The organism is Phytomonospora endophytica, assembly GCF_014202425.1.
In the GTDB taxonomy this organism is placed as follows: Bacteria; Actinomycetota; Actinomycetes; order Mycobacteriales; family Micromonosporaceae; genus Phytomonospora; species Phytomonospora endophytica.
In genome coordinates this window covers 163,970-184,290 of record NZ_JACHGT010000014.1, presented here as the reverse complement: position 1 = coordinate 184,290, position 20,321 = coordinate 163,970, and the positions used below count along the sequence as shown (strand labels likewise).

The following is a 20,321-nucleotide window of genomic DNA, read 5'->3' as shown; positions in this document are numbered from 1 at the left end:
TCAGACCGCGTTCTCCTTCGGCAGTTCGGCCTCTCCCGCCCGCAACCGCACCGCCTCCGCCAGGAGCGCGGTGACCCGTTCCGCGGGCACCACGACGCCGGGCGTCTCCTCCGTCCAGCGCAGGAAGTCCTCGATGTTCATCGCCGGGACCCCTCCGAGGTAGGGCCGGATGTAGACGGGCGTGCCCGGCTCACAGCGCCAGCTGTCGCGAAGCGTCCCGGCGTCGACCGCGTCGAACCCGAGGAGGTCGAGCAGCGCGACGGCCTCCGCACGAGCCGTCTCGTCGTCGGCGGCGACGGGCAGCGCGCTGCGGTCGGCCGCACCGGCCGCGCGGGCGAGGGTGCGGATCTGATGGGGCGTGATGTTGTTGAACGCCTTGACGACCCGTGCCCCGGGCAGGATGCTCTGAAGCCGCGCGCTGGACGTCGTCCCCTCCTCCAGCTCGGGGACGCGGCCATCGCGCTCCGGGTAGTAGTTCGCCGTGTCGAGGACCGTCTTCCCCGCGAGCGCCACCGCCGGGAGGCGCCCGTGTGCGCTGGGCGGGACGGCGGCGACGACGAGGTCCCCGGCAAGGGCCGCCTCCTCGGGCGTCGCGGCCCTGGTGCGGCCGCCGAGGCCGGCGACGAGATCGGCGAGGGTCGCCGGTCCGCGTGTGTTGCTCACGACGACGTCGAGGCCCGCGTCGACGGCCAGCCGCGCGATCGAGGCCGCGATCATCCCGCCGCCGAGGAGTCCGAGGGTGTGGGGCATGTGCTTCTCCGTTCGTGCCGGGGCCGCGGAGAGCGGCCCGAGGAGGAGTCTGGGTCCGTCGCCGCCGCGCAGCCAGATCCCTGTCGTGGGTGCTCATCGCGTGATCACCTTCGGCCGGGCGGACGTAGGGTTGCGCGGTGGACGACCGGACCGAGCTGAGCGGGTTCCTCACCTCGCGGCGGGCGAGGCTGCGCCCGGGCGACGTCGGCCTGCGTGAGCACGGCGGGGTGCGGCGGGTCGCCGGGCTGCGCCGTGAGGAGCTGGCGGCGGTCGCGGGCGTGAGCATCGCGCATTACACGCGGCTGGAGCAGGGGAAGGGCGAAGGCGTCTCCGACGAGGTCCTGGCCGCGGTGGGCGCGGTCCTGCGGCTCGACGCCGACGAGGCGGAGTACCTGCGCCGGATCGCCCGGCGTCCACCACCTTGCCCCGACGCCGATGCCGTTCCCGGGGTGCCGCCGGGGACCCGGCACCTGCTGGACTCGCTGGTGTTGACACCGGCGCTGCTCGTCGGCCGCCACACGCAGATCGTGGGCTGGAACCGGCTCGCCGCGGCCGTCCTCGGCGACTTCGGGGAACTGCCGGAGGGCGAGCGCACGCTGTCCCATCTGCTCTTCGCCGATCCTCGTGCCCGGGAACTGCACGCGGACTGGCCGGGTGCCGCCCGTGCGCACGTCGCCCACCTGCGTGTCCTCTGCGGGCGCTTCCGCGGCGATGCCGCCCTCGCCGGGCACATCGAGGGCATGAGCGGGCTGAGTCCCGACTTCGCGCGGCTGTGGGCGGAACGGCTCGTCGCGCGGGCGCGGTCACGGGTGTGGACGCTGCGCCATCCGTCCGCCGGGTCGCTGACCCTGCACGCCGAGACCGTCGCGTTGCCCGACGCGCCGGCCTGCCACGGGCTGGAACTGTTCGCCGCCGAGCCGGGTTCGGTCTCGGAGCGGCGCCTGCGGGAACTGGCCGCGCTGTGACCGATTCCCCGTGCCGCCCCCGGGTTCCGGCCACCGCCCACGGCCCGCCGCTAGGTTGACCTTCGGGCTGTGGAAGGAGCGGCGATGCGGCGGATGCGTGCGGGTTTCCTTCGGCTGTACCGTTTCCCGTCGCTGCTGCTGTGCCTGGCGGCGGCCGGCTGGTCGGGCAACTTCGTCGTCGGGCGTCTGATCCAGGGTTCGGTTCCGCCGGTGAACCTCGCCTTCTTCCGCTGGCTCACCGCGACGCTCGTCCTGCTGCCTTTCGGGCTCCCCCGGCTGCGTCGTGACCTACCCGCGCTGGCCGAGCGCAAGTGGACGGTGCTGCTGCTGGCGCTCACCGGTGTCGCCGCCTACAACACCTTCGTCTACCAGGGGCTGCGGACGAGCACGGCGATCAGTGCGCTGCTGATGCAGTCGGTCATGCCGCTGCTCATCCTCGTGTTCGTGTTCGCGCTGTACCGGGAGCGGCCCCGGGCGGCGCAGTTGCTCGGCCTCGCGCTGTCGCTGGCCGGGGTGTGGGTGGTCGTGACCGAGGGCCGCCCGCTGAACGCCGGGGCGTTCGACCTGAATGTCGGCCACGCCTGGATCCTGCTGGCCGTCGTCGGTTACGCGCTCTACACGGCCCTGCTGCGGCGGCGCCCGCGGGTGCATCCGCTCAGCCTGCTGACCGTCACCTTCGGTCTCGGCGCCCTCATGCTCGCGCCTTTCGCCTTCGCCGAAACGGCGTCGGGCCGCTCGCTGCCGCTGACGGCCGGGTCCATCGCGGCGGTCGCCTACGTCGCGCTGATCCCCTCCCTACTGTGCTACTTCTGCTACAACCGGGGCGCCGAACTGCTCGGCGCCGCCCGCGCCGGGCAGTTCCTGCATCTGATGCCAGTCTTCGGCGCCGTACTGGCCTTCTTCTTCCTCGGCGAGCGCATCCGCGGCTTTCACCTGGCCGGCGCGGCCCTCATCGGTGCGGGACTCGCCGCGGCCGCGCTGCGAGGACGTGCGGCCGCGCGATCGGAGGCCTGAGCGCCGCCTACCCGGCCGTGTCGAGCAGCGCCCGCTGTTCGGCGGTGAGTTCCAGGTCGACGGCGGCGAGGCTCTCGTCGAGTTGCGCGACCGTGGACGCGCCGACGATCGGGATCGACGGGATCTCGCCGCCGATGAGCCAGGCGAGGGCGACCTGACCGGCCGTCGCCCCGGTCTCGGCGGCGACCTTCCGCAGTGCCGCGAGGCGGGCGTGGCCGCCGGGGTGGTCGTAGATCGGCGGGATCGGCTTGTCGTCACGGGTGTAGGCGCCGCCGATCAGCGGCGAGTAGGCGACGAGGGCGAGGCCGGGTTCCTCGCGCAGGTAGGACAGCAGGTCCGGGCCGACCAGGCCCGGGCTGCCGTCGGGGGAACGCAGCGTCGGGATGTCGCTGCGCGGCTGGAGGTAGGTGCGGTGGTACTGGAGCACCTCGAAGCCCGCGACGCCCGTCGCGGCGGCGATCCCGCGCGCCCGGTCGAGGCGCCATGCCCAGTGGTTGCTGGCGCCGAGGAGTCCGGCGGTCCCGTCGGCGACGAGCCCGGCGAAGGCCTCGACGCTCTCCTCCTGCGGCACACCGGCGGGATCCATCCCGTGGGCGTAGAGCAGGTCGATGCGCTCGACGCCGAGGCGTTCGCGGCTGCGTTCGGCGGACTCGCGGATCACCGTCGCCGACAGGCCATCGATGTCCTTGGAGATGCCCGTGGTCGGCACGGGCGGGCGGCCGCCGAGTTTCGTGGCGACGACGATCTCCTCGCCGACGCCCCGGCTGCGCCGCCAGCGCCCGAGCAGGGCCTCGCTCTCACCGCCCTGGGTGCCGTTGACCCAGTAGGCGTAGTTGTTGGCGGTGTCGATGAAGGTCCCGCCCGCCTCGGTGAAGCGGTCGAGGATGGCGAAGGAGGTCGCCTCGTCGACGGTCGTGCCGAAGGTCATGGCGCCGAGGCTCAAGACGCTGACGGTGCGCCGGGTGGCGGGGGAAACCCCGATCTCGCGATATCTCATGCCGCGAGTGTTCATCCTAGAGCGGGCTCTAGGTCAAGTTCGGCGTCATTCGGGGAAGTCGGCGGCCCCCGCGCTCGCCCGGCCCGACTCGACGAGGTCGGTGTAGTCCTTCACCCGCTGCTCCAGGATGTCGACGGCCTGCGCGCCGAGCAGGAGCCGCAGGGGCGGTTCGGGGGCGTACACGGCGTCGATGACGGCGTCGGCCGCGCGGTGCGGGTCGCCGGGCTGGTGGCCGGTGATGGTCGGGATGAAGTCGCGCTGCCCGGCGACGACCTCGTAGTCCGGGATGGATACCGGTGACACGTGCAGCGAACCCGCCGCCCAGTTCGTCCGGAAGCCCGCGGGTTCCACGATGGTGACCTTGATGCCCAGGGGCGCGGCCTCGATCGCGAGCGCCTCAGAGATCGCCTCGATCGCCCACTTGGTGGCGCAGTAGTAGCCGATCGCGGGGAAGACGACGAGCCCGCCGATCGAGGACATGTTCACCACGTGACCCGAGCCGCGCTCGCGCATGCCGGGCAGCACGGCCCTGGTCAGGGCGGTCAGGCCGAAGACGTTGGTCTCGAAGACCGCGCGGATCTCGGCGTCCTCACCCTCCTCGATGCCGGCGAGGTAGCCGTAGGCGGCGTTGTTGACCAGGACGTCGATCGGGCCGGCCGCGGCGACGGCCGCCGCGATCTGTGCGGGGTCGGTGACGTCGAGACGTAAGGCGAGGGCGTTGTCCCTCGCGGCGAGGTCGGCGATCGCCGACAGGTCGCGGGCGGTGACGACGACGCGGTCGCCGCGGTCGAGGACACGCTCGGCGAGCGCGCGCCCGAGTCCGGTCGAGCAGCCGGTGATGAGCCAGTTCACGGGGGCCTCCTGCACTGTGGGTGACCTCACTGTGCACGCGCGGGTCTCGGTGTGGCCAGGCCCTTTCGCGCTGACCGGCTGCCCCTTCGCACCGTTCGTTAGTGCCGCTCAGCGGGCCATCGTGATCGCCTTGTCGACCCTGGTGAGCTTCTCGGGGTTGCGGACGTAGTAGAGGCCGGTGACGAGGCCGTCCTCGACGCGCATGGTGACGATGCCGTCGATCTCGCCGTCGAGGCGGAGCAGCAGGGCCGGGCCGCCGTTGATGTCGACGGGCTCGAAGACGAGGTCCGCGCCGACCTTGGCGATGCCGGAGGCGTAGAGGCGCACGACCTTGCCGGCACCGACGACGGGCCGCACGGCGGCGTGTCTGATGCCGCCGCCGTCGTTGAGGGCGACGACGTCGGGCGCGAGGATGTCGAAGAGGCCCTGGAGGTCGCCGGTCTGGACGGCCCGCTGGAAGGCGCCGAGCGCGGCCCGGTTCTCGGCCGCCGAGACGATTCCGCGCGGCCTGCGGGCGGCGACGTGGGTGCGGGCGCGGCGGGCGATCTGGCGGACGGCGTCGGCGGATCTGCCGACCGCTTCGGCGATCTCGTCGTAGTCGAGGGCGAAGACCTCGCGCAACACGAACACGGCCCGTTCCAGCGAACCGAGGGTCTCCAGTACCAGCATCATCGACATGGAGACGCTGTCGGCGAGCGCGACGTCCTCGGCGACGTCGGGTGCGGTGAGCAGGGGTTCGGGCAGCCAGGGCCCGACGTAGGACTCCTTGCGCCGGCCGAGGGTCCGCAGCTGCATGAGGGCCTGCCGGGTGGCGATCCGCACGAGATAGGCGCGGCGGTTCTCGACGGTGGCAAGGTCGACCTCGGACCACTTGAGCCAGGTCTCCTGGAGGACGTCCTCGGCGTCGGCGGCCGACCCGAGGAGCTGGTAGGCGACGGTGAACAGCAGCCGTCGGTGCGCGACGAAGGCCTCGGTGGCGGGGTCGGGGCGGGTGCGTGCGCCGTTGTCGGAGGTGTCGCTCAAGGGCCGCTCCCATCCGCTCGCCGTCGGCCGTCGCGCCCACTTTAGGGATCCCCCGCGGGTCGTTGGCGGCCACCTGTTGTGGCCTGGGCCACTACGCGTCACGGGATCCGGGCGGTCGGCATCCCATCCGCGACAGTCCGCAACGAGAGAACGGAAGCCATCATGAGCAAGGTCTGGTTCGTCACCGGTTCGTCGCGCGGCCTGGGCCGCCAGTTCGTCGAGGCGGCCCTGTCGCGCGGGGACAAGGTCGTCGCGACCGCCCGGAACGCCGGCGGCCTCGCCGGTCTCGTCGCCGAGCACGGTGAGGCGGTCCTGCCGCTGGAGATGGACGTGACCGACAAGGACGCCGTCTTCGCGGCGGTGCGGCGGGCCGAGGAGCACTTCGGCCGGCTCGACGTCATCGTCAACAACGCCGGTTACGCCCAGATCGGCGCCGTCGAGGAACTCAGTGAGAAGGAACTGCGCGACCAGCTCGAAACCAACCTGTTCGGCGCGGTGTGGGTCGTCCAGGCCGCGCTCCCCGGCATGCGCGCGCGGGGTTCGGGACGCATCGTCCAGCTCTCGTCGGCGGCCGGGGTCGTCGCGATGCCGCTCGGCGGTGCCTACCACGCTTCGAAGTGGGCTCTTGAAGGCCTGTTCGAGGCGCTCGCCGGTGAGGTCGCGGCCTTCGGGATCAAGGTGACCATCGTCGAACCCGGTGGTTACGCCACGCGGCAGGGCAGGAACCCCGATCCGCTCGACAACGGTTTCATGGCCGAGAAGGACCCGGCCTACGACGCGCTGCGCGCGCGGCTCGGCGCGATGGCCGGCCGGCAGCCCGCGGGCGATCCGGCCGCCGCGGCCCGCGTTCTGCTCAAGCTCGTCGACCATGACGAGCCGCCGGTGCGGATCCTGTTCGGGAAGGGTTTCCACCCGATGATCCAGCAGGTCTACGCCGAGCGCCTGCGGACCTGGGAGGACTGGCAGGAGCTCTCCGCGGAGGCGCAGGGCTGAAACGCCGTGGGTGCGCCGCCGCCGGAGTGGGCGGCGGCGCACCCGTGCGTCAGCCGATGAGCGCCAGCCAGGTGACCGGTCCGACGACGCCGTCGACGGTCAGGCCGTGGCCGGTCTGGAAGGAGCGGACGGCGGTGTTCGTCGCGGTCGCGAAGTTCCCGTCCACGTTGAGGTTGAAGCCGTGCACGACGGCGAGTCTGCGCTGGAGGGCCTTCACGGCCTCGCCTGTCGCGCCCTGCCGGAGGGTGACGACGAGTTTCGGCCACGACTGGGCGCCGACCACGCCGTCGACGGTGAGGCCGCCGGCGGTCTGGAAGGCGCGGACGGCGGTCTCGGTGACCGCGCCGAAGTCGCCGTCGACGGTCAGCGTCGCACCGTGCTGCCGGAGCAGGAACTGGAGCGTGCGGACGTTCTCGCCGGTCGCGCCCTTGCGCAGGATCGGCCAGCTCGGGGCCTCGCCGAGTAGCGCGGCGATCTCGGCGCGCAGCAGGTCGAGGTCGATGAAGGACGGGTCGATCTTCCCGCTCGTGCTGGTCTCGCGGTGGCCGCGGACGTAGGCCGATCCCTTGCCGAGGCGGCGGAGGACGGCGACGGTGGCCTTGACGGAGTTGCGGTACTGCGCGTCGGTCATCTCCTGGCTGACGCCGTTGTAGTCGATCTCCCAGCCGACGAGCAGGGCGTTGCCGTCACCGGCGGGGATCGGGCCGCTGCCGCGGCTGGCTCCGGCGTGGTTGGCACGGCCGGCGGAGATGATGTGGAAGACGCCGTTGTAGTCGACGAGGGCCTGGCACAGCGGGCCGGGCAGGTCGGGGCGTCCGTTGATGCAGATGTTCAGCGCGGGTGCCGGGTTTCCCGCGCTGGACGTCGAGGCGGTGTGGTGCCACAGCACGCCGATGGGGTCGAAGGCGCCGGGACGCATGCGGTTGCGCCAGTCGCCTTCCTCCACGACCGGAACACCGGCCTGGCGGAGGACGTCGGCGAGCCAGGTGATCGTCGCCATCACGGGGCTCCCATGAGGTCGGCGAGGCATTCGGGGCCGGGTTCGGTCTCGGCGGCGGCCGCGGGGATCGCGGGGGCGATCACCGCCGCGACGGTGCCGGCGGCGGCCAGCGCGATCGCGTGCCGGCGGGTGAGGGGGATCGAGGGGGCGGGTTCGTCGGTGCTGTCATGAGGTAACGACATGCCCGGGACAGTAGAGCAAACCGGGCTCCGATTCCAGGCCCGTTCCTACGCCCGGGAGCGTAGGAACGGGCCGCGCGATGCGTCCGGGAGGGCACGGCGACGGCCGCCGCGCGTGCGATGTGCCGGGCGCCTTCCGCTGCGACCGTTTCCTCATGAGCGGAACACCTGGAGGAGACATGACGACCACGACCGATACCGCGGCCGAAGTGCACGAGGGCGAGATCGACGGCGCGCGTTTCCGCGTCGAGGTACCGGCGCGGGGGCACGGCACGCTGGTGCTGTGGAGCCAGTCGCCGCTGTACACCGCGTGGCCCGGGCAACCCGTGCCGGTCGCGCCCGATCCGCGGACCCGGGACTGGTTGCTGGACAGCGGATATACCTTGGCCGCGTCGAATTACCGGGCCCAGTCGACGGCGGCGGAGCTGGACATGTCGATCGAGGCGCAGCTGGCGCTGCTCGACCGGGTCGACGGTCTGGTCGGCGAGCCCCGGCGGGTCATCGCGTGGGGCAGCTCGGCCGGCGGGCTGATGTCGGTGCTGATGGCCGAGCGCCACGCCGATCGCGTCGACGGGGCGCTGTCGGCGGGCGCGCCCCTTGCGGGCTTGGCAGGACTGTTGGACCTGACCCTCGACTACGCCCACGCCGTCACGCGGTTGCTCGACGCGCGCGATGTCCCGCTCGTCGGCATCACCGACCCGGACGCGGTCGGCGAACGGGTGCGGGCCGTCATCGCCGGTGCCCTCGGCGATCCGGTGAAGCGCGCGCGTCTCGCGCTGGCCTCGGCGCTGGCCGACGTGGTCGGCTGGGCCCGTGCGCTCCAGCCGCGCCCGGCCGACACCGCCGGCGTGATCGATCAGCAGGCGCAGTACGGGTCGATGGGTCTGGCGGGGTACTGGACGGCCACGCGCGCGCAGATTGAGGCGCGCCTCGGTGGGAACCCGTCGGGCAACACCGAGGTCGACTACCGGCGCCAGTTCGAACGGTCCACGCAGCATGGCGCCGCCCGGGCCGCCTATGCCGCGGCCGGGCTCGACCTCGACGCCGACCTCGACCGGCTCAACGCCGCCCCGCGTGTCTCCGCCGACGCTTCGGCCGCCGCGCGGCTGGCGGGCCTCACCCCCACCGGGCGGCTGAACGCGCCCGTGCTGACCATGCACACCGTCGGCGACGGTCTCGTCCCCGTGGAGCACGAGTCGGTCTTCGCCGGTCGTGTCGAGGCCGGCGGCCGCGGCGACCTGCTCCGCCGCGTGCACACCGACCGGGGCGGCCACTGCTGCCACACGGTGTCGGAGTACGCCGTCGCGCTGCGTGCGCTGGAGGACCGTGTCACGACCGGCGACTGGGGACAGCTCGATCCCGGGAGTCTCAACGCCGCCGCCCGCGAGCTCGGCCCCGGGTTCCGGTCGGCGCCCGACTGGGGCGTGACGTTCCAGCCCCGGGCCGCCGAGGCGGCGTTCTTCGAGCACACGCCGGGAGGTTTCCCGCGCGGGTGATCGGTTCGGGGCGCTCGTGGTCTCCTCAGTCGACGTCCACGTCGTCGAGGAAGCGCACGAGCGTCCCGAGCACGCGTACGCAGGTGTCGATCTCGGCTTCGGTGAGTTCGCCGGCGGCGGTGCGCAGGATCGCCCGCTCACTGTCCATGAGGGACTCGATCGCGAGCGACCCTTTCGCGGTGAGGCGGATGAGCGAGGAGCGCCGGTGCGCGGGGTTGGCGGTGACCTCGGCGAGGCCTTCGGCGGCGGCGTCGTTGACCGTCCGCTGGACGAACTGGCGGCTGAGCGCCTGCGCGCGGCTCATCTGCGGGACGGTCATCGGCCCGTGCGTCCGCAGCATGTTCAGTACCGCGCGCACGCCGACGGACAAACCCGCCGCCGGTGCGTCGTGTTCGACCTTGCGCTGGGCGCGCCGGTACAGCGGGCCGACGAGGTCGAATACCTCGACGAGGCGGTCGCCGAGGTCGGCGGGTTCGGGGTTCTGCACATCCACCATCATGACACCTTGGTTGTCATCTCGCCGAAAAGATGACACCTTAGGTGTCATGAGCGAGCTTTTTCACATCGACACCGGCTCCGGCCGCCCTCTCGTCCTCCTGCACGGCGGCTTCCTCGACCACCGCGTATGGGAGGCGCAGATATCCGCATTCGCCGCCGACCACCGCGTCATCGCACCCGACGCGCGCGGCCACGGCCGCTCGCCGAATCTCACCGAACCCGCCCGCCACACCGATCACCTCGCCGCCCTCCTGCGCGAACTCCGCACCGGTCCGGCCGTCCTCGTCGGTGTCTCGATGGGCGCGGCGACCGCCGTCGACACCGCGTTGGAGCACCCCGAACTCGTCGCCGGGCTCGTCGTCACCGGAGCCGGGACCGGTGAACCGGTCTTCGCCGATCCCTGGACGGTCGACGTCCTCGGCCGCTGGCACGCGGCGATGGCGGCGGGCTCGCTGGAGGAGTCGGTCGAACTGCTCACGCTCTTCGCCGCCGGTCCGGCCAGGACCCTCGCCGACCTCTCCCCCGACGTGGTCGACCGCCTGCGCGACATGGCCCGGAGCACCATGTCGAAGCACGCCCCGGGCGAGCCCGACCTCCTGGTGCCGGTCACCGAGACCTGGGAGCGCCTCCCCGGCATCGAGGTCCCGGTGCTGGCCGTCCACGGTGCCCTCGACTCCCCCGACCACATCGGCATGGCCGAGCGCCTCGCCGCTTCCGTCCCCGATGGACGCGCGGTCACCATCGAAGGCGCGGCGCACTACCCCAACATGGAGAAACCGAAAGAGTACGACGAGGCGCTCCGCGACTTCCTCAGCCGATCGTGACGACGCGGGCCCAGTCCGGCGGCCGTTCGGGTTCGTAGTCGGGATCGGTCTCGTCGGCGGGCCGGGAGGGACGTGGGAAGAGCCCGACGATCGTCCGGCACGGTGGCGGTGCCGACGGCCACGGCGTCTGGCCGTCGGTCAACGCGACGATCACGTCCGGACGGGGCGCCGAACGCAGCGCCCGCGCGAAACCCTCGCGCAGATCGGTTCCCCCACCGCCGATCAGCTCCATGCTCTCCGCCCGGCAGAGGGGGACGGCGACCCCGGCGGCGGCGTCGCAGGAGATCACCGACACCAGGTCCCGCCTGCCGCCGACGGCCCGCGCGATCGCCGCGACCTCCAGCAGGGCCGCGCCGAGTTCGGCGTCGCTGACCGACCCGGAGGTGTCGATCACGACACGGACGCGCGGGGGCGTCCGGCGCAGGCTCGGCAGCACCACCCCCGGCACGCTCGCCGACCGTCGCGACGGACGCCGGTAGGTGTGGTTCTCGCCGACGCCCGGGCTGCCGACGGCCGAGCGGATCGCCGCCCCCAGCAGCCGCCGCCACGGCTGCGGCGGATGGAAGGCCTCGTCGGCCCAGCGCCGCCAGCCGTCCGGGGCGTCCCCCGGACGGCCCTTGATCCCTTCGGCGACCCGGAAGCGGACCGCGTCGCGCTGCTGCCTGCTGAGGCCGTGGGCGCCGTTCGGGCCCAGCTCCCACGGCCGGATCTCCCCGTCGGCACCACTGCCGCAGTCGAGCCAGGCCAGCTCGGCGGCGAGGCCCGTCATCGTCGACGTGCGCAGGTACTGCTCCATCAGCAGGTCCACGGGCAACCCCAGCAGCTGCGGAACCGCCGCCCCGGACGGCACGGGCAGGCCGTCACCGTAGATGTCGTCGTTGATCTCGAAGTCGGCGGCGATGTTGCGCCGCAAACGCTCACCGGGCCCGTACTCGTCGTGTTCCCGCGCGTAGCGCTCACCGCGCCCGTGATGGTCGCGGAGGAGGTGGGACACCTCGTGCACCCACACGCCCGCCAGCTCGTCGATCGGTGTGCGCGCCACGAAGGCGGGCGAGACGTAGCAGCGCCAGTACGCGTCGACGCCCATCGTCGGCACCGACGGGTCCTCGACGATGGCGAGCGCGAACAGCGCGTCGGCGAGGTAGGGGCGGACCCGCACGGCGTGCAAGCGGGCCGCGAGCAGTTTCTCCATGTCGAGGGGCGGGCCGGCGGGTCGCCGGTTCGTGTCGGATCGCGGCACCGAGACCGTTTGGCCGGTGCTCATCGGCGCGCACCCGCGACCGACTCCTCTGCCCGCAAGGCGATGCCGACGACCCCGGCGAGCCGCTCCATCGCCTCGGGGACCTCCCAGTCGTCGCGCCGCAGCGCCGCCAGGGCCGACGCCGGGGCGACGAGCAGGTCGGGGGCACCGGTCTCCAGTGCACGCACCAGGACGGCCCAGCCCGCCTCCCAGCGTTCCCGTTCGGGCCAGGCCTCGACGGCCGCCACGACGGCCTCCAGGGTGGCCTGGCGCTGGTCGCCGCGTTCGGGCAGCTCGGCGGCGGGTGGGTCGGCCAGGAGTGTCTCCGGGTCGGGCAGGTCCATGCGTTCCAGGTGGGCGAGGAGTTCGAGTCCCGGCCCGTCGCCGACCGCGCCGCGCACGAGCAGCGACAGCACGTCGCGCGAGACGGAGGCCGCTGTGCCGAAGGCGAGGAGGGTCAGGGCGGCCTCCCAGCTGCGCGGTGACGGCCAGGCTCCACCGCGCCGGGTCTCGGTGGTCGGGAGCCGGTGGATGAGTTTCGGCCGTGCGGTCAGGAAGCCGCAGACCGCGCGGCGGGCGAGGGCGACGGCGTCCGGGAGCTGTTCCGGCTCCAGCCGGGGAAGTTCCGCTTCGGGCCAGACGCCGCCGAGGCCGCGGACCACGACGTCGCGGTCGTGGACCCAGTGCAGGTGCACGAAGCGGTTGGCCAGGGGCGGGCTCAGCTCCCACCCGTCGGCGGCCGACGCGCGCGGGTTGGCCGCCGCGACGATCCGCACGCCTTTCGGTAGTCGCAGGGCGCCGACCCGCCGCTCCAGCACCACGCGCAGCAGCGCGGCCTGGACCGCCGGGGTGGCCGTCGACAGTTCGTCGAGGAACAGCAGCCCGCGTCCGGCCCGGACGAGCTCGACGGCCCACTGCGGCGGCGCCATCGGCACTCCCCGCGTCTCGGGATCCTCACCGACGATGGGCAGCCCCGCGAAGTCGGAAGGCTCGTGGACGCTGGCGATCACGGTCGTCAAGGGCAGGTCGAGGGAGGCCGCGAGCTGGGTCAGCGCGGCGGTCTTGCCGATGCCCGGCTCGCCCCACAGGAGCACCGGCAGGTCGGCCGCGACGGCGACGGTGAGCGCTTCGAGCTGCTCGTCGTGGCGCGGTTCGGTGGTGGTCGTGCGCAGGAGGGTCAGCAGGTCGTCGGCGAGGGTCAACTGGGTACGGGAACTCATATGGGCATCACCTTGGGGTTTTCGGGGACGGAGCGATCCGCCCGGACGGCGAGGGGTGAAAAACGATGAAAGGGGAGAACGGTCAGGCGAATTGGCCCGTGCGGGGCCGTGACCTTCGGGAGAGCCGGGCGCGTACCGAGGGAGGCGTACGCCGGTTGAGCCGCTCACGGCGGGGGCCGGTCCGGGCGGGCTCCGAGAGGAGGATCCCGGCCAGCCCGGAACGGAAGAGTCCGTGTTCGACGCGGCGGGCGGCGGCCGACTCCAGCTCCTCTAGGAGCGGGCCGGCGCGCAGGATCGCGGCGGGACCGATCAGGCCCTCCACGACGTCCAGTGCCCCGGTGAAGTCGCCGTGCCGGATCCGCTCGCGGACCGCGGGCAGCGCTTCGGGGTCACGGTGGACCGCGTCGATCGCCCGCAGGCAGGGCAGCCCGGGGCCGCCGAGGGCGACCAGCAGGTGTTCCCTGTGCAGCTGAGCGGGGTCGTGGTCGACGGCCGTCAAGACGCCGTCTCGCATCGCGATCCGGTGGACCTCACCGCGGCATTCGACCCGGTGCGGGTCACCGGATGCGGCGACCGGCCGCGCCCCGCCGGGCTCCCCCGACAGCGCCGAGGCGACCAGCGGGTGCAGTCGGTCGTGGCCGATCAGTCCCGCCCGCAGCAGTTCCAGGTCCGGCAGGACCCGGGCCGCGGCCTCCGGCAGCACCGGCAGAGCCGCGATCTCGCGTGGTCGCAGGGAATCGGGCACCGGCCGCAGCGTCGGGGCGTGGCTGTCGTCGGGCGCGACGAGTTCGTAGACGGCGTGTCTTCGCCCGCCGAGCCGGACGGTGAAGGCCCCGCGCGGCAGCCCTTCGGCACGCAGCAGCGACTCCGCTTCGGCGGCCCACCGCGACACCGCCCACTGTGGATCGGCCGAGGGACCGTCCACCGGCGTGCCGCAGCGTCGCGCCAGTTCGCCGCTGCGCCCGGCGTCCCACAGGTGCCGGTGCAGGTCGAGCCGGTGCCGCCGGTCGGGATGGGGATGTGGATGACGCCGCGAGACGCTCGCCGGGCCCTCCCACAGGCCGAGGGACATGCGCTGTCCGGCGTCGGCCCAGGTCGGTGGCGTGCGCACGACCAGCCGCAGCGGGGTGCCGTCGGCGGTGTCGTAGCGGGCGAGCGGGATGGTCAGGCCGGGCCGCAGCCGCCCGTCGGGGGCGATGCGGGGCGCGTGCCAGCGAAGGAGATCCGGTGCCAGGCGGCGCAGGTCGGCCCTCAGCCTGGCGAGGAGTTCGGTGCCGTGGCGTCGGCGCACGGCGCGAAGGTCGAGATCGACGTCGACACGGGCGGCGGCGCACGCGCCTGCCCAGTCACCGGCCGCGCGGCGCGCGGTGGCGGTCTCGATCATGGACGGTGGGACGGCGTACTCGCGTACGCGGAGCCACATCAGCAGGCGGGGTGGAGGATCGTCGGCGAAGTGAGGTGCCATCAGCACTCACCTTGCGCGAACGATGCCCCCGTTCCGTACGAGGAGGAAGTCATCCCCGTCATCGTAGCCAGTCGCCGCAAGTACCTCAGCGGCACACCGGATCGTCGTCGTACAGCCAGCGGATCAGCTCGTCGGGATGGCCGGTCAGGCCGAGGATCGAGCCCCACATCACGCCCGCGCGCACCAGCTCACCGGAGCGCAGCGCGTAGTTGAACAGGTCCACGTGGCGCAGGGTCGTCTGGTAGGACTCCACGACGCCCCGCCGGACCTGGGCGGTCCAGGCGGCCTCGGAGATCATGTAGTCGAGGTTCGGGTTGTCCAAAAGGGACGGCGGCAGGCCGTGGCTTTGCAGGGCGTGGTCCATGACCAGCCGCGAGACGCGCCCGTTGCCGTCGACGAAGGGGTGGATCGAGATGAGTTCCCGCTGCGCGGCGGCGGCGAAGTCGGTCGGCGCCATGGTGGCCGAGGCCTCGGTGTACCAGCGGAAGAAGTCGTCGAGTTTGCCCTGGACGTTGACGCCCTCCGGGTAGACGATGATCGCCGCCTCCATGCCCCGGGCGGCCTCCTCGGCCGAGAACGAGACGTCGGCCCCGCGCATGGCGAGCCGGATGTGCGGGTTGCGTTCCAGCACGGCGAGCTGTTCGGGGGTCAGCGCGGTGAACATCTGGTCGAGTCCCCGGTCGCCTCCGCCGATCACGTCGGCGCCCGGGCCGCGGACGCGGCCGGGGTCGGCCCGGCGGAGGCGGTTGGCGGCCGCGGCGTGGGCGGCCTCGACCTCGGCCTGGGTGAGCGGACGGCCGGAGCGGGCGTGGTCGTCGAGCATCGCCGCGGCCTCCCGCCAGTCCTGGAACTGCGGTTCGCCGTAGCGGTGCGCGGGTGGGACGGGCGAGGCGCCGGATTCGAAGGCCTCGGCGGCGGGCCCGTAGTGTTCGCGGTCGACGAAGCGCCGGCCCTGCATCTCGGTGTCCCAGGCGAGGCGCTGTTCGGGCGTCAGTTCCTCGACGAGGGTGCGGTAGCGCCGCGCGAACTCCTCGGGATTCGACACCAGGATCGACTGGAGTTCGGAGATCTCGGCGGCGAGGCGTGCCTTCGCGCGTCCCTCGAAGGCACCGCCGGCGCCGCCGAGGACGGTTCCGGCGAGCCCGCCGATCACGAAGCCCTGCTCCATCGCGGCCTCGACCTCGGCCATGCTCTTGCCGTCGATGGCTGCCTTGACACCGGCGTCGAGGGCACCGATGACCGCGCCGGACGCTCCGCCGCTGATGGCTCTGTTCAAGGCCATGCGCAGGACCTGCGCGAGGGTGCTGGCGCCTTCCTGGCCGAGGATGCGGGTCAGGGCCACCGAGGTGCCGCGCGCGAGCACGCGGTCGAAGCCGAGCCCGGCGTAGGCGAGGACACCGTCGACGAAGCCGCGTTTCATGCCCTCCCAGCCGTTGTCGCCGATCAGGCCCCAGTCGAAGCGCGCGGCGGCGTCGTTCCAGGTGCGTCCTTCGACCACCATGTCGTTGAGGAGTCCGACGCCCTCCATGACGGCGACGGGCAGGGCCTGGCCGCCGCCTTCGATCCCGGCGCCCATGGCGCCCATGGTCAGCGCGGTGCCGCCGTAGGTGGCCACGGTCGCGGCCGTGCCGGTCAGTCCGACGTAGCTCGCGGCGGCCGCGGCCCCGGTCGCCACGACCGGCGCGGCGATGACCACCGCGACCGAGACCGCGGCGGCGAAGGACACGTCGCGGACGACGACGGCGACGGTGTGGACGCCCTCGGCGGACTGGCTGAAACCGCGCAGGTACTGCGAGAACTCGTCCCGGAGTTGCTGGTCGAGCCGGAAGACGCGGTCGAAGTGGGCGAAGCCCTCGTGGGTGAGCCGGCCGGCCTCGCCGATCCGCTCGGGCGTGGTGGGGACCGCGATGGCCGCGTCGAGTTCGGCGCGCACCTCGTCCCACTGGCCGGGGACGGCGTCCCAGCGGGCCGGGTCGGTGCGGGGAGCGCTGTTGAACAGGTCGATGAACTCGCCGACGAGGTCGAGTTCGCCGTACCAGTCCACCTCCTGCTGCCGTGAGTCGACGCCGGTCTGTTTGAAGGAGTCGATCGCGCGGACGTAGCGGCCCGCGCGGGCCTGGAGGTCACCGCCGACTTCGGTGACGGTTCGGCCGTCGACCTGCGGGTCGGAGGAGGACAGGGTCGGCTGGGCGGGTTCGGCGGACACGGGTTCCGCCGACGACATGGCCGGGGCGGGCGAGGACATCGGTGCCGAGACCTCGTCGGGGTCCTGCCGTTGCACCGACAGCATGCGGCTGACGGCGCGGTTTCCGGCCGAGCTCTGCAGCCGCAGCACTCCCTGGACCGTTCGCGGCGCCGCGAGGCCGCCGCGCCGCTGGCCCGGGACACGACCGCGGCCACGATCGGGCTGACGCCCCGCCTGCGGCCCACGCGCCGGAACCCGCTCACGCTCCATCCCGGCACCGTACGGGCCGGGCCGGGGCATTCTCCTGCCCCGGTGGGCAGGAGCGAGGGCAAAGATCGCCCACCCGTGTGCACGAGGGGTCGAGTCCTTCGCACAGGCCACTGTGGACCCGGCCGGACGGCCGGGTCCACAGCGGTCTTGGGCCTTACTTTCGGACGCGAACGGCGTCGGCGACGACGTAGCCGGTGCCGGTCGTCCAGCGGCTGATCCCGACGGCGTTGTAGTCGCCGGCCGCGAGGTTGAAGGAACCGAGGTTGCGCCAGGCCCCGCCGCCGCTGCGCTGGTCGACGACCACGGTCTGGTTGCCGCCCGAGGCGGCGACGATGTACGGGGTGGCGTTGTTGTAGCCGGTGTCGGCCGGGTGCCAGACGTCGACGTAGTACGCGCCCGCGGTGGGGATCGCGACCTTGTACCAGGCGGCGTCACTGGTGGTGGTGTCCGGCGTGGCGTAGCGGTAGTCGGCGTCGTAGCGCTGGGCGCTCCACGCCGAGGCGGCCCAGTTGCCGCTGCCGGTGAAGCGGGAACTGGCGTTGTCGACGATGGTGGAGAAGCCACCGCCGCCTCCCCCGCCGAGCCCGAAGTAGGCCGCGATGCCCTGGGCGTGGCCGTTGGCGGTGGCGTTGATGAAGTCGGCGCGCTTGAGCAGACCGGCGTCGTAGGCGGTGTCGATGAACAGGTTCTCGGTCAGCACCGCCGGCATCGTCGACTCGCGCAGGACGTGGAAGTTCGCCGCCTTCTTGCCGCGGTCGGTGACGGTCGCGACCGCGCGGGTGGCCGCCAGGATCTTGGCGTGCAGGTTGTCCTGGAGGCGCACGCTTCCGGCGCTGGCCGAGGTGTACCGGTAGCTCTCGAAGCCGGTGCCGCCGCCGGAGTTGATGTGGATGCTGACGAAGATGTCGGCGCCCCAGGCGTTGGCGTCGTTGGTGCGGGCGGTGAGGCTGACGGTGGCGTCGGTGGCGCGCGACATGCGCACGTCGACGCTCCAGTTCGCCTTCAGGATGTCGCGCGTCTTGAGCGAGATGGCGAGGGTGAGGGCCTTCTCCTGCAGGCTGTTGCCGACCGCGCCGGAGTCGGTGCCGCCGTGCCCGGGGTCGATGTAGATCTTCGGGACGGCGGCGAAGGCCGACGCGGCCGGTAGGACTCCGGCGGCTCCGGCGCCGAGCAGGACGGCACCGCGTAAAAGGTTGCGGCGCGAAAGGGGCTGGTACGACAACGTGGTCTCCTTGAGGGGGTGGGGAGTGCTGGGCTGGTTCAGACGCGGGTGATGCGGACGGCGTCGGCGACGACGTAGCCGGTGGTGGACGTCCACCGGCTCACTCCGACGATGTTGTGGTCGCCGGTACCGAGGGCGAAGGTGCCGAGGGTGAACCACCGGCCGCCGTTGACGCGCTGGTCGACGGTGACGGTCCGGTTGCCGCCCGAGGCGGCGACGATGAACGGGGACGCGCTGTTGTAGCCGGGGTCGGCGGGGTACCAGACCTCGACGCGGTAATTTCCCGCCGCCGGCGGGTTGGCCCGGAACCAGGCGACGTCGCTGCCGGTGGTGGAGGGTGTGGCGTATCGGTAGTCGGTGCCGTACTTCGCCGTGCTCCACGCCGAGGTGCCCCAGCCGGCTCCGGCGGTGAAGGCGCCCGCCGTGGCGTTGTCGACGATGACGGCCGCCGGGGTTCCGTTGCCCGGGACGGTCGCGCCGGTGCCGACCGGGCTCTCGTTGTGGAGCCGGTCGAGGGCGGTGACGTAGTAGGTGTAGGCCGTGGTCGCCGCCGCGGTCTTGTCCACATAGGTGCGTGTGGTTCCCGTGGAGCGGACGGTGGTGAGCAGGTTGCCGGCGTCGGCGAAGTCGCACGGGTCGGCCGCACCGGTGCCGGTGATGCGGTAGACGGCGTAGGAGGTCGGTGCCGAACCGCTCGCCGCCTGCCAGGTTAGCGTGACCCCGCCGGTGCCCCGGACGGCCGAGGTGATCGACGGCGCGGGCGGCGCGGCGCCGCCGAGGTGCGCGGCGACCGGTGGCAGCGCGGGCCTGCTGTAGTGGGCGGCCACCATGGCGCCGAAGCCGCCGAGCCGGTCGGCCTTGACGTCCTTGGCGCTGAAGTGGACGTCGCCGAGGACCTGCGGGTAGGTGCGGTTGAGGCCCAGATGGTCGCTGAGTTCGTTCGGGTCCTGCCATGCGGCCGGCTGTCCGCTCGCGCCGACTTTGTAGACGCCTTGGCCGATGAACAGCTGGACCCGGGTGCCCTGGACGACCGAGGCCCACCACGCCACGAGGACGCCGTAGTCGGCGGCGCTGTTGCCGATGTGCCAGTAGATCTGCGGGGTGATGTAGTCGATCCAGTTCTGTTTGACCCATCGTCGCGAGTCGGCGTAGATGGCGTCGTAGGACTGGAGCCCGGAGGTCTTCGAGCCGAGCGGGTCGGTGGCCTGGTTGCGCCAGATCCCGAAGGGGCTGACCCCGAACTTCACGTGCGGCTTGGCCGCGTGGATCCGCTGGCCCATCTCCTGGACGAGGAGGTCCACATTGTTGCGCCGCCAGTCGTGGATGTTGGCGAAACCGCCGCCGTAGCGCTGGTAGGTCTGCTGGTCGGGGATCGTCTGGCCGCTGACCGGGTAGGGGTAGAAGTAGTCGTCCCAGTGAACGCCGTCGATGTCGTAGCGGGAGACCGCGTCCATCATCGCGGTCTGGACGAAGGCGCGCACCTCGGGGATGCCGGGGTTGTAGTAGAGCTTGCCGCCGTAGGCGAAGGCCCAGTCGGGATGCTGCCGCGCCGGATGGGCCGCGACGAGCTTCGAGGGGTCGTCGTGCTGGGCGATCCGGTACGGGTTGAACCAGGCGTGGAACTCCAGGTTCCGGGCGTGGGCCTCGGCGACGAGGAAGGCCAGCGGGTCGTAGCCGGGGTTCTTGCCCTGGACGCCGGTGAGCCAGTGCGACCAGGGCTCATGGGGCGACGGCCACATCGCGTCGGCGGTCGGCCGGATCTGGACGACGACCGCGTTCATTCCCCGCTGTACCGCCGTGTCGAGCCGCGCACGGTACTCCGCCTGCTGTTCGGCGACGGTCAGGCCCTGCCCGCTGGGCCAGTCGATGTTGGCCACGGTCGAGATCCACATGGCCCGGAATTGCCGCTTGGGCGTCGCGGGGTCGACCGCGCACTCCGCCGCCGCGGCGCTGTCGCGGCCGGGCAGGGGCACGACGGACCCGCCGACGGCCAGCAGAAGCGCGGTGAGGATCGCGAGCGATCGTAAGGCTCTCATGCGTGAAGATTTTCTACGAAGGAGGCGCTTCGCACAACGATTTTCTACGAAAAGCTTTGACGGCGGGCGATAGGGCGCCTGGTGTTCCCCAG

The 20,321-nt window shown here is 72.5% G+C and carries 18 protein-coding genes; 5 read left to right on the top strand and 13 right to left on the bottom strand.

All coding sequences use genetic code 11. The annotated features are described in order from the left end of the window. The gene (locus tag HNR73_RS28755; RefSeq protein ID WP_184790789.1) at positions 1-750 is read right to left on the bottom strand and encodes an NADPH-dependent F420 reductase; all 750 of its coding nucleotides are present in this window, start codon (positions 748-750) and stop codon (positions 1-3) included. Positions 751-887: 137 nt separating this feature from the next. Between HNR73_RS28755 and HNR73_RS28750 the strand changes: the two genes are divergently transcribed. Further along, complete coding sequence (locus tag HNR73_RS28750; protein WP_184790788.1) at positions 888-1,715, top strand: helix-turn-helix domain-containing protein; 828 nt, start codon at positions 888-890, stop codon at positions 1,713-1,715. Positions 1,716-1,799: 84 nt separating this feature from the next. Further along, positions 1,800-2,729: a DMT family transporter gene (locus HNR73_RS28745; protein WP_203686611.1), complete on the top strand. Its 930-nt coding sequence runs from the start codon at positions 1,800-1,802 to the stop codon at positions 2,727-2,729. 7 nt (positions 2,730-2,736) lie between these two features. On the opposite strand, the gene HNR73_RS28740 is transcribed toward HNR73_RS28745, so the two are convergent. From HNR73_RS28740 to HNR73_RS28730, 3 genes are all read right to left on the bottom strand, one after another. Next, a complete protein-coding gene (locus HNR73_RS28740; RefSeq protein WP_184790787.1) occupies positions 2,737-3,726 on the bottom strand; it encodes an aldo/keto reductase in 990 nt (329 codons plus the stop codon). Between the two features lie 45 nt (positions 3,727-3,771). Continuing rightward, entirely contained in the window at positions 3,772-4,578 is an 807-nt protein-coding gene (locus tag HNR73_RS28735; RefSeq protein WP_239122252.1) for an oxidoreductase, read from the bottom strand. A gap of 108 nt (positions 4,579-4,686) precedes the next feature. After that, entirely contained in the window at positions 4,687-5,601 is a 915-nt protein-coding gene (locus tag HNR73_RS28730; RefSeq protein WP_184790785.1) for an RNA polymerase sigma-70 factor, read from the bottom strand. 162 nt (positions 5,602-5,763) lie between these two features. On the opposite strand from HNR73_RS28730, the gene HNR73_RS28725 reads away from it, so the two are divergent. Beyond that, complete coding sequence (locus HNR73_RS28725) at positions 5,764-6,594, top strand: SDR family NAD(P)-dependent oxidoreductase (protein WP_184790784.1); 831 nt, start codon at positions 5,764-5,766, stop codon at positions 6,592-6,594. A 49-nt stretch (positions 6,595-6,643) separates the two neighbouring features. On the opposite strand, the gene HNR73_RS40230 is transcribed toward HNR73_RS28725, so the two are convergent. Together HNR73_RS40230 and HNR73_RS28715 are read right to left on the bottom strand one after the other, a co-directional pair. After that, positions 6,644-7,594 carry a peptidoglycan recognition protein family protein gene (locus HNR73_RS40230; protein ID WP_184790783.1) on the bottom strand — a complete coding sequence of 317 codons (951 nt, stop codon included), beginning with the start codon at positions 7,592-7,594 and terminating at the stop codon, positions 6,644-6,646. Then, positions 7,594-7,776 carry a hypothetical protein gene (locus HNR73_RS28715; RefSeq protein ID WP_184790782.1) on the bottom strand — a complete coding sequence of 61 codons (183 nt, stop codon included), beginning with the start codon at positions 7,774-7,776 and terminating at the stop codon, positions 7,594-7,596. Before HNR73_RS28715 ends, HNR73_RS40230 begins: the two co-directional genes overlap by 1 nt. A 176-nt stretch (positions 7,777-7,952) precedes the next feature. On the opposite strand from HNR73_RS28715, the gene HNR73_RS28710 reads away from it, so the two are divergent. Further along, entirely contained in the window at positions 7,953-9,269 is a 1,317-nt protein-coding gene (locus HNR73_RS28710) for an alpha/beta fold hydrolase (RefSeq protein WP_184790781.1), read from the top strand. Positions 9,270-9,294: 25 nt separating this feature from the next. On the opposite strand, the gene HNR73_RS28705 is transcribed toward HNR73_RS28710, so the two are convergent. Continuing rightward, positions 9,295-9,765: a MarR family winged helix-turn-helix transcriptional regulator gene (locus tag HNR73_RS28705; protein ID WP_184790780.1), complete on the bottom strand. Its 471-nt coding sequence runs from the start codon at positions 9,763-9,765 to the stop codon at positions 9,295-9,297. 49 nt (positions 9,766-9,814) lie between these two features. Between HNR73_RS28705 and HNR73_RS28700 the strand changes: the two genes are divergently transcribed. Next, positions 9,815-10,591 carry an alpha/beta fold hydrolase gene (locus tag HNR73_RS28700; RefSeq protein WP_184790779.1) on the top strand — a complete coding sequence of 259 codons (777 nt, stop codon included), beginning with the start codon at positions 9,815-9,817 and terminating at the stop codon, positions 10,589-10,591. Here HNR73_RS28700 and HNR73_RS28695 read toward each other — a convergent pair. From HNR73_RS28695 to HNR73_RS28670, 6 genes are all read right to left on the bottom strand, one after another. Beyond that, positions 10,578-11,783 carry a vWA domain-containing protein gene (locus HNR73_RS28695; RefSeq protein WP_184790844.1) on the bottom strand — a complete coding sequence of 402 codons (1,206 nt, stop codon included), beginning with the start codon at positions 11,781-11,783 and terminating at the stop codon, positions 10,578-10,580. The genes HNR73_RS28700 and HNR73_RS28695 overlap by 14 nt on opposite strands. Positions 11,784-11,851: 68 nt before the next feature. Beyond that, positions 11,852-13,051 carry an AAA family ATPase gene (locus tag HNR73_RS28690; protein ID WP_184790778.1) on the bottom strand — a complete coding sequence of 400 codons (1,200 nt, stop codon included), beginning with the start codon at positions 13,049-13,051 and terminating at the stop codon, positions 11,852-11,854. A gap of 82 nt (positions 13,052-13,133) precedes the next feature. After that, positions 13,134-14,516 (bottom strand): hypothetical protein, encoded by a 1,383-nt coding sequence (locus tag HNR73_RS28685; RefSeq protein ID WP_184790777.1) that lies wholly within the window; start codon positions 14,514-14,516, stop codon positions 13,134-13,136. Positions 14,517-14,601: 85 nt separating this feature from the next. After that, positions 14,602-16,851, bottom strand: a complete 2,250-nt coding sequence (locus HNR73_RS28680) for a Fic family protein (RefSeq protein WP_184790776.1) — start codon at positions 16,849-16,851, stop codon at positions 14,602-14,604. A gap of 274 nt (positions 16,852-17,125) precedes the next feature. Then, on the bottom strand, positions 17,126-18,193 hold the full coding sequence (locus tag HNR73_RS40225; RefSeq protein WP_239122251.1) for an N-acetylmuramoyl-L-alanine amidase: 1,068 nt from the start codon (positions 18,191-18,193) through the stop codon (positions 17,126-17,128). Between the two features lie 38 nt (positions 18,194-18,231). Then, positions 18,232-20,229 (bottom strand): family 10 glycosylhydrolase, encoded by a 1,998-nt coding sequence (locus HNR73_RS28670; protein WP_184790775.1) that lies wholly within the window; start codon positions 20,227-20,229, stop codon positions 18,232-18,234. Positions 20,230-20,321: the final 92 nt, after the last annotated feature.

What these genes read in the sequence shown, in the direction of transcription:
- HNR73_RS28755 (WP_184790789.1), bottom strand. Translation starts at nt 750, where the DNA reads ATGCCCCACACCCTCGGACTCCTCGGCGGCGGGATGATCGCGGCCTCG.
- HNR73_RS28745 (WP_203686611.1), top strand. Translation starts at nt 1,800, where the DNA reads ATGCGGCGGATGCGTGCGGGTTTCCTTCGGCTGTACCGTTTCCCGTCG.
- HNR73_RS28740 (WP_184790787.1), bottom strand. Translation starts at nt 3,726, where the DNA reads ATGAGATATCGCGAGATCGGGGTTTCCCCCGCCACCCGGCGCACCGTC.
- HNR73_RS28725 (WP_184790784.1), top strand. Translation starts at nt 5,764, where the DNA reads ATGAGCAAGGTCTGGTTCGTCACCGGTTCGTCGCGCGGCCTGGGCCGC.
- HNR73_RS40230 (WP_184790783.1), bottom strand. Translation starts at nt 7,594, where the DNA reads ATGGCGACGATCACCTGGCTCGCCGACGTCCTCCGCCAGGCCGGTGTT.
- HNR73_RS28715 (WP_184790782.1), bottom strand. Translation starts at nt 7,776, where the DNA reads ATGTCGTTACCTCATGACAGCACCGACGAACCCGCCCCCTCGATCCCC.
- HNR73_RS28710 (WP_184790781.1), top strand. Translation starts at nt 7,953, where the DNA reads ATGACGACCACGACCGATACCGCGGCCGAAGTGCACGAGGGCGAGATC.
- HNR73_RS28705 (WP_184790780.1), bottom strand. Translation starts at nt 9,765, where the DNA reads ATGGTGGATGTGCAGAACCCCGAACCCGCCGACCTCGGCGACCGCCTC.
- HNR73_RS28700 (WP_184790779.1), top strand. Translation starts at nt 9,815, where the DNA reads ATGAGCGAGCTTTTTCACATCGACACCGGCTCCGGCCGCCCTCTCGTC.
- HNR73_RS28695 (WP_184790844.1), bottom strand. Translation starts at nt 11,783, where the DNA reads ATGGAGAAACTGCTCGCGGCCCGCTTGCACGCCGTGCGGGTCCGCCCC.
- HNR73_RS28690 (WP_184790778.1), bottom strand. Translation starts at nt 13,051, where the DNA reads ATGAGTTCCCGTACCCAGTTGACCCTCGCCGACGACCTGCTGACCCTC.
- HNR73_RS28685 (WP_184790777.1), bottom strand. Translation starts at nt 14,516, where the DNA reads ATGGCACCTCACTTCGCCGACGATCCTCCACCCCGCCTGCTGATGTGG.
- HNR73_RS28670 (WP_184790775.1), bottom strand. Translation starts at nt 20,229, where the DNA reads ATGAGAGCCTTACGATCGCTCGCGATCCTCACCGCGCTTCTGCTGGCC.